Source organism: Grimontia indica (assembly GCF_000333895.2).
Lineage (GTDB): Bacteria > Pseudomonadota > Gammaproteobacteria > Enterobacterales > Vibrionaceae > Enterovibrio > Enterovibrio indicus.
Genome location: NZ_ANFM02000014.1, coordinates 83,106 through 98,634 on the forward strand (window position 1 = coordinate 83,106; position 15,529 = coordinate 98,634).

Genomic DNA, 15,529 nt, shown 5'->3' on the forward strand with positions numbered 1-15,529 from the left:
CCTGAGTTACTGATGCCGCACATCAGTTGCCAACCGCTCTTACAATTCTTATTTGTTTTTCATCCGGCACTTCCTGATAAGACAGGACTCGCAGCGACGGAATGGTGTTCTTCACAAACTTCGCCAGTGTGGAACGCAGTACCCCTGAAGTCAGCAGGACGGCTGGTTCACCTTGCAGTTCCTGATGCTGGGTTGCTTCTGACAGACTTTGTTGCAATCTTTCTGCCAGCCCCGGTTCAATACCGGTTGATTCACCACCTGACGCTTGCATAGTTTTATGCAATATCTGTTCCAGTTCAGGAACCAAAGTAATAACCGGCAATTCTGGCTCTACCCCATTGATTTCCTGAACAATCAGACGTCGCAGTGAAATTCGGACTGCCGCCGTCAAAATGTCGGGATCTTGACTCTTCGGCGCGTACTCAGAGAGTGTCTGTATAATAGTCCGTACATCGCGGATAGGAATCGCTTCATTGAGAAGGTTCTGCATAACCTTGACCACGGCACCGAGGGTGATTTGATCAGGGATAAGACCCTCCACCAATCGAGGAGACTGCTTAGCCAACATATCAATAAGGTTCTGCGCTTCTTCGTGGCCCAGCAGGCGTTCAGCGTTGTTGGTCAGCATCTGGCTCAAGTGGGTTGCCAGCACGGTCGCGGAATCAACCACCGTGTAGCCAAGTGCCTGGGCATGTTCGCGCTGTGATTTTTCAATCCATACCGCTTCCAGTCCAAATGCCGGGTCAACCGTGCCTTCACCATCAACCGGGCCAAACACCTGACCCGGGTTAATCGCCAGTTCTTTGTCAGGGCGGATATCAGCCTCACCGACCGCAACGCCCATCAGGGTAATGCGATAGCTGTTCGGTGGCAGTTCCAGGTTGTCACGGATGTGGACAGGTGGGATAAGGAAGCCGAAGTCTTGCGACAGCTTCTTGCGTACACCTTTCACGCGATCAAGCAACTCACCACCCTGGTCACGGTCAACCATAGGGATCAGGCGATAACCCACTTCCAGACCAATCACATCAACAGGCTGTACGTCGTCCCAAGAAAGTTCTTTCGGCTTCGGCGGTGCCACTTCTTTGGTCGGTGCGGCTTCCGCTTCTTTCTTGATTCGGGCTTGCTCTTTGGTTTTCCAGTAAGCGAAACCGCCACAAACCAGCGCTAGCGTTAAAAATGGAATGTGAGGCATGCCAGGCACAATGCCCATCACGGTCAGAATGCCGGTCGCAATGATCAGTGCACGAGGGTTATCTACCAGTTGGAAGACCAGCTGTTGACCCATGTCTTCGTCAGTGTTCTGACGGGTCACCATGATGGCGGCGCCAATCGACAGCAAGAGTGAAGGGATTTGAGCAACCAGACCATCACCGATGGTCAGAAGGGTGTAGATTTCAATCGCGTCAGAGAAACTGACGTCATGCTGAATCATACCGATGGAGAGACCACCGATAATGTTAATCGCCAGGATAAGGATACCGGCGATGGCATCACCTTTAACGAATTTTGACGCACCGTCCATCGAACCGTAGAAGTCAGCTTCTTTGGTGACTTCCTGACGACGGGTACGAGCCTGATCCTGATTAATCAGGCCAGCATTCAAATCCGCATCGATAGCCATTTGCTTACCCGGCAAGGCGTCGAGGGTGAAGCGCGCGCTCACCTCGGAGATACGGCCCGCACCTTTGGTCACAACCATGAAGTTGATGATCATCAGGATAAGGAACACCACCAGACCGACGGCGTAGTTACCGCCAATCACCACCGAACCAAACGCATCAATCACCTGACCGGCTGCGCCAGGGCCTTCATGACCATGAAGCAGCACCACACGGGTGGAAGCCACGTTCAATGCCAGTCGCATCAGGGTAGCTATCAGCAATACCGTCGGGAATGCGGCGAAATCGAGCGGTCTACGGGTGTAAACGGTAACCAGCAGCACGACCAGAGAAAGGGCAATGTTAAAAGAGAACATCAGGTCGAGCAGCAATGGCGGCATAGGCAACACCACCATCGCAAGGGTTGAGAGTACGAGGAGCGGTGCACCAATCGCGGGGAAAGCATTCCCTCGCTTGAATGGGTTTTTGTCCTGTACCTTGTCGTAGAACGGCAAAGAAAGCTTCATGTGTCGTTTTAGGTTCTTCTGGGCTTAATCACTGAAGACCTCAGAAGCAAAAAACGAACCAGTTTTACTCTGCCTATTAATCAATAAGTTATTGGCAAATAAAAAGCGCAGTATCACATCAGCGACGTAAATCCGGCGGTATTGGCAGTTGTTGGTCCGCCAGCGGGTTTGGTCGTCGTCCACGACCTTTCTTGTACTGTTTAAGCTGGAAGACGTAAGCAAGCAGCTGGGCGACAGCCGTAAACAGGCCGTCAGGGATTTGTTGTTCAAGCTCCGTGCTGTAATACACCGCACGGGCAAGAGGTGGAGCTGGCACAATCGTGATGTCATGTTCTGCTGCAATTTCCCGGATTTTCAGTGCCAGGAAGTCAGAACCTTTGGCGACAACTATCGGTGCTTTGTCGATTTTACTGTCATAGCGAAGCGCAACCGAATAGTGCTCCGGGTTGGTAATTACAACGTCGGCAGACGGCACTTCCGCCATCATTCGCCGTTGTGCCATTTCGCGCTGAAGCATACGGATCCGCCCTTTCACCTCAGGCTTACCTTCAGTTTCCTTGTATTCGTCTTTGATTTCCTGCTTGGTCATCTTGAGCTGTTCGTTGTGCTGCCAGATTTGGAAAGGCACATCTATCGCGACGACCACCAGCAGGGAGCAACAAATCAACAATACGAAATTCAGCAGAATATCGAGGGCGTGATAGAGGTTGGTCGGGAAGGTTTCGATGTTCAGTTGGTAGAAATCATCAAGACTCACCCACATCAGATAGAAAGCCACACCGGACACCAGCGCCACTTTCAGAATCGACTTGAGAAGCTCAACCCAACTTTGTTTACCGAACATGCGCTTGATGCCCTGCAACGGACTCATTTTGGACAGCTTTGGTCTGGCGGCTTCCCAAGAGAAAGACACCCCGCCAAGCGCCGACGCGCCAATCAAACCGGCGATAAATAGCATCAAAAGTACAAAAGTGATCGGCCAGACAATATGGAATATCGCGCCGTAAGAAATCAGCCCCAACGAGGTGACATCAAATATCTCTTCCCGCGTCAGCGTGAAGAGCTTTCGCATCATCTCCATCAAGGCTTTGCCAAGACTCTCGCCAAACCACATCAATGCCACTGCGCCCACGACGAGCACGGCGACTGATGCCAGTTCTCTTGAGCGCGGTACCTGACCTTTCTCCCGCGCCTGCTGTCGCCTTCGGGGCGTCGCGTCTTCTGTGCGTTCCTGACCGTCGTTCTCTGCCATCAGACACCTCCCTCGACATAACACTCGAGACGGATAAGATCACAGATAGTCTTGAGCCCTGTGTCCCAGTGATTCAGGTAATGCGGCAAAATGCCATTGAGCAGGTACATACAGATCAACAAACCCACCAGCAACGCGAACGAAAAACCGAGTGAGAAGATGTTCAACTGAGGCGCGGCACGGGTCATGACACCGAACGAGAGATTGACCGTCAGCAAGGCGATGATGCCCGCCAATGCCATGCCAAGTGCCACACTGAACATGATGCCAAACCAACTCGCCAGTGCACGGTAATCGGCAACACCCAGCATTTCACCCACAGGCAGGGTTTTAAAACTCATCACCACCAGATTAAGCATCTGAAGATGCCCATCGGTGGAAAGGAAAATCATGGTGGCGACGAAGAGATAGAACTGGCCCAGCAAGGGCGTGTTCTGCCCGTTGGCCGGGTCGACCATGGAAGCAAAACCCAAGCTCGATTGCATACCGATGATTTGACCAAGCAACACGAAGGTTTGAATCACAAACTGGGTCACCGTCCCCATCGCGATGCCAATCAGGATTTGTTGCGCCAACACCACAAAGCCGCCAAAAGAAACCAACTGGATGGTTTCAGGCACTTGAGGAAGCGCGGGCATCACCGCAAAGGTGATAGCCAGAGACAGATACAAACGGATTCGAACCGGCACAAATCGGGCACCAAAAAACGTCATCGTCATCATCATTGATGAGATGCGCGTAAACGGCCAGAAGTACTGTGCCAGCCAATTGAGAATGATATCTGCCGGGTATTCCATGCCTGATGCTCAGTCAGTAAAGCAGCAGGGGTATTTCTTCAATTAAGCGAAAGAAATACTCCATCAGCATGCGCGTCATCCAATGGCCAAACACCATCAGAGCAACCAGTGTCGCAATCAAACGCGGCAGGAAGCTTAAGGTCTGTTCGTTAATTGAGGTTGCCGCTTGGAAAATTGCCACCAGCAAACCAACAATAAGGCCAGGAATGATAATGGCGCAGACCATGACCAGGATGAGGTATAAGGCATCCTGGAACAGTTCGACAAACGCTTCTGGTCCCATGATTCACTCCTACCCGAAACTGCCTGCGAGGGTCGACAGGATGAGGTTCCAACCGTCCACCAGCACAAACAACATCAGCTTAAATGGCAGTGATACAATCATTGGCGAAAGCATCATCATACCCATCGCCATCAGTACCGAGGCCACCACCAGGTCGATAATCAAAAACGGCAGGAAAAGCATAAAGCCTATCTGGAACGCCGTTTTCAGCTCTGAGGTAATAAACGCCGGGATAAGCACCGTCATCGGCACCTCTTCCGCTTCAGTCACCTGTGAGCCAGACATATTCACAAAGGTTTCGAGATCTTTTACTCGCGTCTGTTGCAACATGAACTCACGGAGAGGTACCTGCACACGGTCAAACGCTTCGCGCGAGGTAATTTCTTCATTGAGATAAGGCTGCACCGCAGTCACGTTCATACGGTCAATCACCGGTGACATGATGAAGAAGGTCAGGAACATGGCGATACCGATGATCACCTGATTAGATGGTGTCTGCTGCAAGCCCATGGCTTGACGCAAAATCGCCATCACCACCACGATACGGGTGAAGGAAGTCATCAGGATAACAATCGCTGGCAGGAAGCCAAGTGCTGTCATCAACGCCAGGATCTGCAGGGTGACCGAATAATCCTCGCTGCCATCCGGGTTAACGGTCATGGTCAGCGCAGGAATACCGCCACCGTTGCGCGCCTGAATCATCGAGGCTTCGCCAGCATCGTTGATCAGGGTTTCAGTAATCGTTTCTGACGCTGGAACTGGCTCTTCTTCAGCCAGCGCAAACGGGGTGACAAAAAAGCAGCAAAGCGCCAGAAAAATGGCAGTGACGGATTTAAGACGCATCATTTTTCTTCAGAATCTGGTTGAATTGGGAAGAGAAAGATTTGGTGGACTCCGCTTCAGTGATCGGATTTTCCAATGATTTAATCAGCGTGATTTGCTGAGGCGTGACACCCACGAGCACTTGCTCACCGTTCACATCCAATACCACGACACGCTCTTTCTGGCCTAACGGTAGTTGGCTCACCACCTTCAGCCCAGATTTCGTGCCCATCAGCGAAGGAACCTGCATGCGTTTGAGCGCCCAAGCCAGGCCGAAGATCACGCCAATCACCAGTACTAACGCACCGAGTGTCGTCGCCAGATCCTGGCCATCAGGCGCAGCGGCGTAAGCGCCCGGGGCAAACGTCAATCCAATTACAGCTCGTCGCAGAAATACCATGAACTCTCTTTCTCAGCCTGTGTTTTTCGGGTAATACACCCTTTAAGCAAAATCCAGGCCTAAAAAAACGCCCACCGCAAAGCGGCAGGCGTCTTCCATTCAACAAGCGAAGGGGTTGTCGTTAACGCAGCTTCTTAATTCGTTCTGTTTGGCTGATAACGTCAGTGAGTCGGATACCGAACTTGTCGTTCACCACCACGACTTCGCCATGGGCAATCAGGGTTCCGTTAACCAGCACATCCAGTGACTCACCGGCCAGACGGTCTAACTCGACCACCGAGCCTTGGTTAAGCTGAAGCAAGTTACGAATGTTGATGTTGGTGCGTCCCACTTCCATCGAAATGGTCACCGGAATATCAAGAATCGCGTCCAGCTTTCGGGCTTCATCCGCATTGATGGGTGGTGTTTCATCGACCAACTCATCTAAAGGGGCAGTTTGTACATCATCACCGCCTTCCACTACCGCCTGTTCGGCAAGCGCTGCAGCCCAATCGTCTTCTACATCACTCATGATTATCTACCAACGTATTAATTAATCTTCAGAATTTTGTCCATCGGGGCCCAAGTCTTCAAGCAGCTCGATCGGATCGTCTTCTAACAAGGTCACTGAACTCTTCATCACTTCCGGTCGTTTGAGTTTGTCAGTGATCTTAATCGCCAGATTGTCGTTTGACTGGCCCATCTTGCCCCGGAAGGTCGGCAAGTCTTCAATATAAATCGTGCACGCATCCGGCATTTTCACCGGAATCACATCACCGGCTTCCAACTCCATCAAATCACGGAGTGACAGTTGGGTTTCCAGCAGCTTAGCCGTCAGCCCCACTTCCACATCCATCACTTCATCCTGCAGCGCTTTCGACCAGCGCTTGTCGGTATCCATCTTGTCACTCTGGATACCTGCGTCGAGCAATTCACGGATAGGCTCGACCATGGAATAAGGCATGACAACGTGGAAATCACCGCCACCACCATCAAGTTCGATGTGGAATGAGCTCACAACAATCACTTCTGTCGGGCTCACGATGTTCGCCATTGCCGGGTTCACTTCTGAGTCGAGATATTCGAACTCGACCTTCATGACCGGTGCCCAAGCGTCTTTGTAGTCTTCAAATATCAGCTTAAGCAGCATTTGAATAACACGACGCTCGGTTGGGGTAAATTCACGCCCTTCGATACGTGCGTGGAATCGACCGTCACCACCAAAGAAGTTTTCTACCAGAATGAACACCAGGCGCGCTTCCATGGTGACCAACGCGGTCCCCTTCAGCGGACGGAAGCGAACCATGTTCAAACTGGTTGGGACAAACAGGGTGTTTTGGTATTCACCAAACTTCACCATTTGTACTCCGTTAATCGACACTTCAGCCGTTTTGCGCAGCATGTTAAACAAGCTGATACGCATATGACGCGCAAATCGCTCGTTTATCAGCTCCAGGGTGGGCATGCGCCCACGGACGATTCGGTCTTGAGAGGAGAAGTCAAAATTCGAGGCCGAGGCGATATCGCCGCCACCGCCGCCGGAATCCTGTTCCTCTTCTTCAACGTCGTCTACACCATGAAGAAGCGCATCAATTTCGTCTTGACTGAGGAGATCGGTCACATTGCACCTATTGCATTACAAAGCCAGTAAATAACACCCGCTCAACCACTGTTTTGCCGGTGACTTTTTCCATTGCAGCCTGCACGGTATCGACAGCCTGCTTGCGAACTTCCACCTGTCCTTGCGGCGTACGCAGTTGCTCAACGGTTGCCGCCCCGAACGTTGTCAGAAGGCTGTGCTCAACCAAAGGCAAATTCTGCTTCGCCAATGTTTCGTTCTGGTCGCCACGCACCAACAGCTGAACTTTAACTTGTACCAACCGTTGTTGCATGTCGCCGGTTACGTTAAACACAAAAGGCTGCGGTAACGTAACGTAAATTGCTTGAAGGTTCACTGGTTCAGGCTCTTCAATCACAATGTCTTCCTGTGGCGCGCTTTCACCGCCCATCAGGAAAAAGAAAGCACCTGCACCACCACCGAGTAACAACACTGCCGCCACGATGATAATGATCAGTTTCTTTTTACCGCCACCACCGCCGCCAGCTTCAATATCTTCATCTGCCATGATTCACCTCAGTTTCGGGTTAATTCGATTTCCGGTTTCAAAACAAGCGCAGCAAGAATGCTACATTAAGCATAATAGTCAACACGATCTTTTGATGTATTGACATAGAGCTCAGTGTTTACCACAGAGTGATCTGCGTCCTGTTCATTTCCCCTGCCAAATCGAGATGAGTCACCTTGTCCACTCTGCCCGCTCTGACCTTCACCCTGTTGGGCTTGGTTACCTGCAAATTGCTGTCTGCCGCCTGCATCCTGATGTTGAACAGAGGACTGGGACAATTGCAGACCTTGCTGCTGCATCATTTCACGAAGACGCGGCATGGACTGTTCCACCAAATCCCTTGCGGCCTGATTCGCCACCGTAAACTGCACCGAAGCCTGATCGTTGTTCACCGACAGTTTGATTTGCAGTCTGCCCAGTTCAGGTGGGTCGAGACGAATATCCACATGCTTGAGGTTTTTCGACATCATCATGTTGACGCGTTCAGACAAGGCATTCGCCGCTTCTGTCTGGTTTTGGCTCATTTGTAACGGTGTTTGTGCCGCTGCAGCATCCAGTTTTGCTGCTGTGGTTCCCGCTTGCTGACCAAAACTTGAGACCAGTTGCTGAGCAAGGTGATCCGCTTTTGCTTCACCCGGACGCGCGGTTTCCGTCAACTGTTGGGCGGCTGTCGCTTCAAGAACCGCTTGGCTGGCTGCAGGCTGTGGTTGGTTAGCACCATTTTGCATCCCTGCCGGCGTCCATGGGATTGCGGCAAACGCTGACATTGGGGTAGTTTGCTGAGCTTGAGGGTTCACCGCTGCTTGCACCGCAGAGGCGGCTTGACTCATGTTTGCCTGAGCCGTCAGCGTTAACCCTTTCGCCTGCAGTTCTGCCGCGAGCGCTTTCTCTGGCTCACCATTCATGGTCGATGCCGCCGCCATCTGGGCTCGCATCATCATATCCTGCTGGGCTTTTGTTCCCGCCCACTCTGGTGACTGACTGGCTTTCGCCATCATTTCCGGTGTAATTTCCACGTCACCGTTCGCGGCTACCATTGAAGCTGCCTGAGCCACTACCGGCGCTGCGACAATCGGTGAATCGGGTTGTGTGATTTCTTGTGCTGTCGATGCGCGAAGGGTATCCACTGCCGCAATCAGTTCTGCGTCGCTCAGAGGTTTGGCATCAGCCTCAACATTGCTTTTTACGGGTGAAACGTTCAGGGAATCCGCTTCTACCTTGGCAACCAGTTGTTGAATGACAACTTTTTCTTCATCGGTGAGCATATTGACTGGCTTAGAAAGCAAGGCATCCACTTCGGCTTCAACAGCTTTATCCAATGCTGGCTTGGCGCCATCTACCTGTGTTTCTATATCAAGCTGAGAAGCCCCCTTTGCCAATGCTGGCTTTAGCATTTCAGCCTGTATTGCCAACGCGGGTTTTACCTCTTCAGGCATAACTTCGGTGTTGGCTTTCTGTGGCGGCAAGCTTTTGCCATCAGCCATCACGGGTTCAACCTGCACGGCTTTAAGTTCTGGTGATGAGGTATCGGGTTTGGCCTGAAGTGCCTGATTGGACTCATTAAGGCGCTGCAACAAGACTTCGCCATCTTGCTTAGCGACCTGTTGGCGTGTCACAACAGCCTCTTCACTCTTTTCCTCAGAAGCCGTGGCTTTAAGCACCTGTTCTTCAGCTTCTCCGTTTGCCACTGGCTTGGTGACGACTTCTTCGCCTTCAGCGTCAAAAATCACTTCGTCCAGCGCCAACTTTTCGGCATCTTCACCTTCGCCACTGGCGAGTGCTTTCGTCAAAGCGGCATTAATCGCCTCTTCACTCGCAGCATCACCTTCGGCAGAAACAGCTTTTTCACCAACAACCACGTCGGCTTCACCATCACCAGAAACCAGCTGCGTCAGTTGTGCAAAGAAACCTTCTCCTTCACTTTCAGACACTTCTGGAGACATGACAGCTTTACCCTCCCCAACAGGGGCTTTGCTGCTTGATAAACCGGAAAGTAAGAAACTGGTTTGGCTCATAATTATCCCGCTTCAGATTCTTTATCGTTTGACGCCGGCAACCTTGCCCGGCAACGTGTTACAAAGGTAATAGCAATTATCAGGCCAGCTTAGAATTTCGTGGCATTTTGACGGGTATAAATGAGGGTGGCGAACTCGTCCATCTGTTTTTGCTCCAGACGTTCAGCCCGCATTTTTGCTTCGTTCTGGCGTTTTTCAACCAGCCATTCGAGGGACTTGGTTTTCTGTCGACATTGCTGCCAGTGCTCTCGGCACTGCTCGACATTGTCTTCGAAATCCATTGCCGCCTGGCGTTGTTTTGCCAGTGTTTCATCCAGTTGGACAATAAAGCGGTTCAAGTGACCATAGCTGCTGGCACTCAGGCCCGCCTGTCCACGCTCGGACATTTGGCGGAAGTAATCCAGACGGTAACGCTCAATCTGTTCTACCTGAAGGTGGTAATTTTGAAGTTCTTGCTGGGCAGCTACCAAAGCCAGCTGAGCCTGTTGTTCCTGCTCTTTGGCTTGGTCGATCAGAAGGTTCATCGCGGCTTCAGACATGGCTCACCTACTGAAGCGTTGAACGCAGCATGTTGACGCACATGTCGTAAGGCACCACATCTTTCATCCCCTGTTGCAGATACATGTCCAAACGGGGTTTGAGGGTGAACGCCTGATCGATCCCTTGATCGGTGCCCGGCTTATACGCACCAATCGACACCAAATCCTGATTTTTACGACACACGGAAAGCACTTGCCGCACAGCTCGCGCCATCAGCATATGTTCGTCATCAACAATATTAGGCATCACACGACTGACTGAGCGTTCGACATCGATCGCCGGATAATGCCCAGCGTCTGCCATTTCACGGGACAGCACAATGTGGCCATCAAGAATCGCACGAGCAGCATCTGCGATAGGATCCTGGAGGTCATCCCCTTCGGTTAATACCGTAAAGAATGCCGTGATAGAGCCCTGCCCTTCATTGCCGTTACCTGCACGTTCTACCAGTGCAGGGAGTTTCGCAAACACCGAAGGCGGGTAACCTTTGGTGGCAGGCGGTTCGCCAACAGACAACGCAATCTCGCGCTGCGCTTGGGCAAAACGCGTCAGCGAATCCATGAGCAACAGAACGTCTAAACCCTGATCGCGGAAAAACTCGGCAATGGTGAGGGCCGTCTGACAGCCCTTCAAACGCATCAAAGGTGACGCATCCGCAGGGGCCGCAATCACCACTGAGCGCTCACGGCCTTCTTTGCCAAGAATTTCATCGATGAATTCTTTCACCTCTCGGCCACGTTCACCAATCAACCCCACCACAACTACCTGTGCAGTCGTGCCTCGGGTCATCATGCCGAGCGTCACCGATTTACCGACACCAGAGCCAGCAAACAGGCCAATACGCTGACCTTTACCTACGGTTAACAGGCCATTGATGGCTTTAATGCCGACATCCAGCGGTGTATCAATTGGCTTTCTTGCCAGTGGGTTGATAGCCGCAGGCGTGAAAGGCGCCGTTTGTCCTGTAAAGATATCCCCCAGTCCATCCAGCGGATTGCCCACGCCATCAATGACGCGACCAAGGAGTTCAAGACCAACCGGAATACCCTGCTCGCCAACCATAGGGGTGACGCGTGCGCCCGGTAATACACCGGAGATTTGCTCGCTTGGCATCAGATATAGGGTTTCGCCAGAAAAGCCCACGACTTCGGCTTCAATGGTGCCGTTGAGGGTTTCGACTTTGCACAGGCTGCCAACCGGGGCGCGGCAACCAATGGCTTCTAAAGTCAGGCCAACCACACGCACCAGTTTGCCGGAGGCTACCGGACGTGTGGAAAGGTTATCGGTTTTCAGCGCAGCGAGGCGCTCAGACAGGCTGACCATCGTCTTCTCCTGCCTGAACGTCTGCACCAGAAATTTCTTCAATGGCAGATTCAACGTCTTGTGCTGGTTCCGGTTCACCAGCAGAAGCGAGCACGTCTTCATCCTGTGGTTCAGATAAAAATTCTTCTGGCTGTTCAGGCATCTCACCTGTCACCACTTTGTCTGCACCTTGAAGAACGTCAGCACCCAAGCCATCAGCAGGTGCTTCTGGATCTCTCGCCATATTCTGGCCAGCAAATCGGGTCAGCATTTCACGGATGCGATCTTCCATGCGGTAGTCCACCACAGAGTCGCCACAGGCCACCTGAATATCACCACGGTTAATCGAGGGTTCTGCAATCAAACGCCATTCACGGTCGCGAAGGGATTCAACACTGTGTGCGGTTGTCACCACATCCAGATCTTCCGGATGGAGGTAAATGGTAATTTGACGCCCACCCATCGGCAGCGCATTGACGGCCTCACGCAAGGTGTTAAGGATCACTTGGGGATTGGTTTGCACTTCAGTTTGAATCACGGCTTTTGCTAAGTGCAGCACCAGTTCAACCATCTGATTTTGTACCTGATGATCAACCTGTAACAAAGGGAACGCGAGCTTGGAAAGAATGGCATCAAGTTGGTAACAGCGGTTTTCAATTAACTGCTGACCTTCTTCCATGCCTTGCTGATAGCCTTCTTCCTTACCCGCATCAAAGCCTTCTGTTTTGCCTTCTTCAAAGCCCGCTTCTTTGCCTTCGGTAAAGCCCGCTTCACGCCCTTCCGCCATGCCTTCTTCTACGGCAGATTGGCGGATTTGCTCAAGCGCATCAGCAGTAAGCATGGAAAGATCGAGTTCAGGCTCCTGGTCGTCTTCTTCCAGCTCAGCAGGTTCCCAACCCGGATCGTAGTTCATTGCGGTATCGCGCGGAGGCGCATTCGCTGGGTCGTAGTTAGGGATGTCCCAACGCTCCAGAACGTCTTCTGTTTGCTCGCTTGCGCGAATGTATCCGCGACGACGTTCTAAACTCATGCTGTTACCTTATAAAACGCTGTGTTCAAGCTTGGTTGATTGGACAAAAAGTACGGAATTACAGGAATTCGTCCGCACCGCCGCTCGCCAGCATGATTTCGCCAGCATCGGCCAGTTTGCGTGCCACAGACAGAATTTCTTTCTGCGCCGCTTCCACATCTGCCACGCGAATTGGACCCATGGCTTCGAGATCGTCCTGCAGCATTTCTGCTGCACGCTTCGACATGTTGCCCAAAATCTTGTCGCGGAGCCCTTCTTCTGCACCCTTGAGTGCTTTGAGCAGTGCTTCCTGAGGAACGTCTTTGAGGATAGCCTGAATACCGCGGTCGTCCACGTCTGCCAGGTTGTCGAAGACGAACATGAGATCCTGAATTTGCGATGCCATTTCTTCGTCGTTCTGACCAATTTGCTCCATCAGCGCAGACTCGAGCGCGTTGTCCATGTAGTTCATGATATCGGCAGCCGCTTTCAGGCCACCAATCTTCGCAGCCTGTGCACCTGCTTGACCCGCGAACTGTTTCTCCATGATTTCATTCAGCTCATGCAGTGCCGCAGGCTGAACTTCTTCAAGGTTGGCAATACGCATCACCAGGTCGAGGGCATCACGTTCGGCAAACTGAGAAAGAATAACCGCTGACTGCTCCGGCTCCAGGTAAGAAAGCACGATGGTCTGGATCTGCGGGTGTTCGTTAATGATGATGGAAGCCACCTGACGAGGATCCATCCATTTGAGTGAATCGAGGCCTTTTGAACCACTGCCAAGCACAATCTGATCGACCAGGTTGTTGGCTTTGTCCTCACCCAATGCTGCAACCAGTGCATTACGAACGAAGTCTTCACTGCCCATGCCAATAGCCGTGTAGCCCTGAATGTCTTCAAGGAAGGCGCGATGGACAGCATTCACTTTGTCCTGATTAAGATCAGCCAACTGGGTCATGGCGCTACCCACCTTCTGAACCTGTTTTGGTTCAAGGTGGCGAATAATGCTGGCCGCGTCCTGCTCAGTGAGACTGAGGAGGAGAATTGAGGCCTTTTCTATGCCTGATAGCTGCGACACATCAAAGGTGTTCGCAGGTAAGTCTTTATCGTCTTTAGCCATCGTTGCTTACCCAGCTTTTCACTACCTGAGCTGCCAAATCAGGTTCATTGGCAACCAGTGCCCGAACTGCTTTCAGCAGGTCTTCATCTTTATGGAGATCTGGCAGGTTCAGGTTCGAAGAACTCATGCCAAAGTTGTTCGAGCCATCGAGCTCTGCACCAATCAGGCCAATATCGTCGTCTGGGCTGAGAGGCAAGCCATCTGGCCCCAGCATCTCGCCGTTTGGTCCCAGTAAGCTGTCGTCGTCTTTCGCTGGGTTGATAAGTTTGGACATCGCTGGGCGAATCAACACCAATACCACCACGATGATAACCAGAGAGGCCGCCAGCCAACGCACCCAGTCGTTGAAGTTCTGGTGCTCCCAGATTGGCACATCACCCAAGGCCACTTCTTCCGGCGTCACGAACGGCACGGAAATCACTTCCAGAATATCGCCGCGGTTTTGCGCGTAACCTACACCACCGACAAGCAGGCGGCGGATTTTTTCCAGCTCCGCGTCTCCAACAGGCGTACGGGTAATTTCACCGGTTTCCGGATTAGTAGAAGCGATGTAATCCACAGCCACTGACACAGTTTGACGGGCAATGGTGCCTGTCTGACCACGGCGGTGACTGATGGTGGTATCCAATTCAAAGTTTCGGGTGGCTTCGCGACTGAGTGAACCTTTGTCGCCGACGCCGCCGTTTTTCAGATCCTGCACGTCTTGCGGAATCGCTGAGTCAGCCGGTGGCTGGTTACTCAGCGCACCCGGAATACCGGCAACATAGTCGGTATTGTTGTAGTTCTCACGGGTGTATTCGCTTCGGGTCGAAGACGTAGCCGGGTCGAAACGCTTACGGGTTTCTTCAATGGAGCTGAAATCCATAGTGACATCGACCTGAGAGGTGTAATTACCCAAGCCCAGAACGGGGATCAGAATCGCGTCAATTTTTTCTCTAAGCGCCTGTTCTTGCTTGCGCTCCAACTCATATTCTTTGCGGCGTTGAGAAGCCATTGGATCCTGACTGCCTGAACTTAGCAAACGGCCATGTTGGTCAGTCACGGTGACTCGGGAAGGTTTCAGGCTTGGTACGGCAGACGCCACCATATCAACAATCGAGTCCACTTCTTCCTGACCCAGTTGAGTGGTACCGCGCACGGTAAGGAACACAGTTGCGGAAGCTTCTTGGTTGTGGCGAACGAACACACTTTGTTTTGGCATCGCCAGCAGCACGCGGGCTTTGCTGACTGCGCGGATTTTCTCAATCGCAGCAGCAAGCTGACGTTCGCGGCTCAGTTTAAGACGCTCACGTTCAAGTTGCTGAGAAACACCAAAACCCATGTCCTGCATCAGAATATCGTCACCGGCTTCGGTGGCAGAGTTCAGACCGGCACGGCTGAGGTTGAGTTTGATGGTCGAGTAGTCTTTCGCAGGAACACGAATGGTGTTGCCTTCTAGCTTGTAATCGATTTTTTGCTGGTCAAGATGGTCAAGAACCGGGATCAGCTCTTCCGTTTCATAGGTACCAAGCGGGCGCATTTCTGGTTCTTGAACCCACAGGAAAAGCAGCACAACAAGAGAAATACAAATAGCGACGGCTGCAACGAGGATCAGTTGGCGTGCAATATCAATCCCGCCCAGCGGACCGGTTGGGGTGACATTTCGCTCCATCATGTCCGGATCGGCAAGCGACGATCCGCCATCGGTGGTGGCAGGTAATGCTGCTGCACCATCGTTTAGAGCGAGTTGTGTGTTGTCGTTGTCTTCCGCCACAGG

Annotated in this window: 15 protein-coding genes; all 15 read right to left on the reverse strand. The window is 52.1% G+C overall.

The annotated features are described in order from the left end of the window. Positions 1-22: 22 nt before the first annotated feature. A complete protein-coding gene (flhA, locus tag D515_RS08760) occupies positions 23-2,128 on the reverse strand; it encodes a flagellar biosynthesis protein FlhA (RefSeq protein ID WP_002537856.1) in 2,106 nt (701 codons plus the stop codon). A 118-nt stretch (positions 2,129-2,246) separates the two neighbouring features. Then, the gene (gene flhB / locus D515_RS08765) at positions 2,247-3,380 is read right to left on the reverse strand and encodes a flagellar biosynthesis protein FlhB (RefSeq protein WP_002537858.1); all 1,134 of its coding nucleotides are present in this window, start codon (positions 3,378-3,380) and stop codon (positions 2,247-2,249) included. Next, on the reverse strand, positions 3,380-4,177 hold the full coding sequence (gene fliR / locus D515_RS08770) for a flagellar biosynthetic protein FliR (protein WP_002537859.1): 798 nt from the start codon (positions 4,175-4,177) through the stop codon (positions 3,380-3,382). Before fliR ends, flhB begins: the two co-directional genes overlap by 1 nt. Positions 4,178-4,190: 13 nt before the next feature. Then, positions 4,191-4,460, reverse strand: coding sequence for a flagellar biosynthesis protein FliQ (gene fliQ / locus D515_RS08775; RefSeq protein WP_002537861.1), 270 nt, complete (start codon positions 4,458-4,460; stop codon positions 4,191-4,193). 9 nt (positions 4,461-4,469) lie between these two features. Next, positions 4,470-5,303, reverse strand: coding sequence for a flagellar type III secretion system pore protein FliP (gene fliP / locus D515_RS08780; RefSeq protein WP_002537862.1), 834 nt, complete (start codon positions 5,301-5,303; stop codon positions 4,470-4,472). Continuing rightward, complete coding sequence (gene fliO, locus D515_RS08785) at positions 5,293-5,682, reverse strand: flagellar biosynthetic protein FliO (protein WP_002537863.1); 390 nt, start codon at positions 5,680-5,682, stop codon at positions 5,293-5,295. The genes fliP and fliO overlap by 11 nt, the downstream gene beginning before the upstream one ends. Positions 5,683-5,803: 121 nt before the next feature. Beyond that, positions 5,804-6,193 carry a flagellar motor switch protein FliN gene (fliN, locus tag D515_RS08790; protein ID WP_002537865.1) on the reverse strand — a complete coding sequence of 130 codons (390 nt, stop codon included), beginning with the start codon at positions 6,191-6,193 and terminating at the stop codon, positions 5,804-5,806. A 21-nt stretch (positions 6,194-6,214) separates the two neighbouring features. After that, positions 6,215-7,282 carry a flagellar motor switch protein FliM gene (fliM, locus tag D515_RS08795; RefSeq protein WP_002537866.1) on the reverse strand — a complete coding sequence of 356 codons (1,068 nt, stop codon included), beginning with the start codon at positions 7,280-7,282 and terminating at the stop codon, positions 6,215-6,217. A 7-nt stretch (positions 7,283-7,289) separates the two neighbouring features. Continuing rightward, entirely contained in the window at positions 7,290-7,787 is a 498-nt protein-coding gene (gene fliL / locus D515_RS08800; RefSeq protein WP_002537867.1) for a flagellar basal body-associated protein FliL, read from the reverse strand. Positions 7,788-7,852: 65 nt separating this feature from the next. Next, on the reverse strand, positions 7,853-9,802 hold the full coding sequence (locus tag D515_RS08805; protein ID WP_002537868.1) for a flagellar hook-length control protein FliK: 1,950 nt from the start codon (positions 9,800-9,802) through the stop codon (positions 7,853-7,855). 89 nt (positions 9,803-9,891) lie between these two features. Further along, positions 9,892-10,341, reverse strand: a complete 450-nt coding sequence (fliJ, locus tag D515_RS08810) for a flagellar export protein FliJ (protein ID WP_002537869.1) — start codon at positions 10,339-10,341, stop codon at positions 9,892-9,894. 7 nt (positions 10,342-10,348) lie between these two features. After that, the gene (gene fliI / locus D515_RS08815; RefSeq protein WP_002537870.1) at positions 10,349-11,665 is read right to left on the reverse strand and encodes a flagellar protein export ATPase FliI; all 1,317 of its coding nucleotides are present in this window, start codon (positions 11,663-11,665) and stop codon (positions 10,349-10,351) included. Next, positions 11,649-12,674 (reverse strand): flagellar assembly protein FliH, encoded by a 1,026-nt coding sequence (fliH, locus tag D515_RS08820; protein WP_002537871.1) that lies wholly within the window; start codon positions 12,672-12,674, stop codon positions 11,649-11,651. Before fliH ends, fliI begins: the two co-directional genes overlap by 17 nt. 58 nt (positions 12,675-12,732) lie before the next feature. After that, the gene (gene fliG / locus D515_RS08825; RefSeq protein WP_002537872.1) at positions 12,733-13,773 is read right to left on the reverse strand and encodes a flagellar motor switch protein FliG; all 1,041 of its coding nucleotides are present in this window, start codon (positions 13,771-13,773) and stop codon (positions 12,733-12,735) included. After that, positions 13,766-15,526, reverse strand: coding sequence for a flagellar basal-body MS-ring/collar protein FliF (gene fliF / locus D515_RS08830; protein ID WP_002537873.1), 1,761 nt, complete (start codon positions 15,524-15,526; stop codon positions 13,766-13,768). Before fliF ends, fliG begins: the two co-directional genes overlap by 8 nt. Between the last annotated feature and the right edge of the window lie 3 nt (positions 15,527-15,529).